The sequence below is a fragment of the Vibrio sp. 1-Bac 57 genome (genome assembly GCF_037546855.1).
Lineage (GTDB): Bacteria > Pseudomonadota > Gammaproteobacteria > Enterobacterales > Psychromonadaceae > Psychromonas.
Genome location: NZ_JALAAC010000110.1, coordinates 1 through 611, shown reverse-complemented (window position 1 = coordinate 611; position 611 = coordinate 1). Strand labels below are relative to the sequence as shown.

Annotated in this window: 1 protein-coding gene; it reads right to left on the bottom strand. The window is 35.8% G+C overall.

Features of this window, described 5'->3' with window-relative positions:
• Nucleotides 1-247: 247 nt before the first annotated feature.
• Nucleotides 248-442: a hypothetical protein gene (locus MT391_RS20730; protein ID WP_499499990.1), complete on the bottom strand. Its 195-nt coding sequence runs from the start codon at nucleotides 440-442 to the stop codon at nucleotides 248-250.
• Nucleotides 443-611: the final 169 nt, after the last annotated feature.

Here is a 611-nt window from a genome sequence, read left to right as displayed (position 1 = left end):
TTGTAGATGCTGTTTGTGATGCGTGGAATGACTTTGTTAGTGATAGTCAAAGAGTCATAAAAATGTGTACAAGAGATTGGATGAGTCTGACCAACTAATTATGCGGAATGGTATTATAGCTTTTGCAACACCATCGATGGACGATTCATTTTGTCGTTTAGCTTCTTTTAAAAAAAAGAAGCCGAGGGTCAGGTCTTTCATTGTGCCTTTCCAATGATTATACGTGCTAACAACCTAATGACTTTTGTTATAAACCTTTAGCGAAATTAGCTTTTATCGCACCCATTACGGCATCTTCGCTTGCACGTAAACGATAATCCTCTGATTGATCAATCCATACAATTTCTCCGTTCTCATTGATTAATTTCGACGTTGGAATATACATCGGTTTATATTTTATTTTCCAAGGAAGGCGCATGGTAATAGCAAAAATACTAATCAATTCTTCTTGCGTAGTACCGAATCAGAGCAATGAAATAGCAAACAGGTATTTTCAGGGTTATAACCAATAAAGATACCATCACAAATATTGCGATGCTTAGGATAGCTTTAGAAGGCAAATACAGGAGATTCTGTCAGTGTTATAGAGGTTTGATTAATCTGATAACTTA